This window comes from Achromobacter sp. SIMBA_011 (assembly GCF_046535435.1).
Classification (GTDB): domain Bacteria; phylum Pseudomonadota; class Gammaproteobacteria; order Burkholderiales; family Burkholderiaceae_B; genus Achromobacter; species Achromobacter dolens.
Window position 1 is genome coordinate 1 of the sequence record NZ_JAWRWN010000988.1, and the last position, 248, is coordinate 248.

Here is a 248-nt window from a genome sequence, read left to right on the forward strand (position 1 = left end):
CGGCCCGATACCGGCGATGCGCAAGGCAATCTCCATGGTGCAGGTGCCCGAGTTGAAGGTGCGCACCGGCCGGCCACCAAAATATTCCGACAACTGCGCCTCGAAGGCCTGCACTTTCGGCCCGCTGGTGATCCAGCCCGAGCGCAGCACTTCGACGACGCCCTGAATGGTTTCCTCGTCGATTTCGGGGCGGGTGAACGGCAGGAACGGAGCGGTAGTCTGGGTCATGAACGCGTTGGCCTGTAATG

1 protein-coding gene is annotated in these 248 nt (G+C 62.9%); it reads right to left on the reverse strand.

Going from position 1 to position 248, the window contains the following annotated elements; genetic code table 11:
* Nucleotides 1–228 (reverse strand): DegT/DnrJ/EryC1/StrS family aminotransferase (locus SB816_RS33970; protein ID WP_410548497.1); only part of this gene is annotated, 228 nt, incomplete at its 3' end.
* Nucleotides 229–248 lie beyond the last annotated feature (20 nt).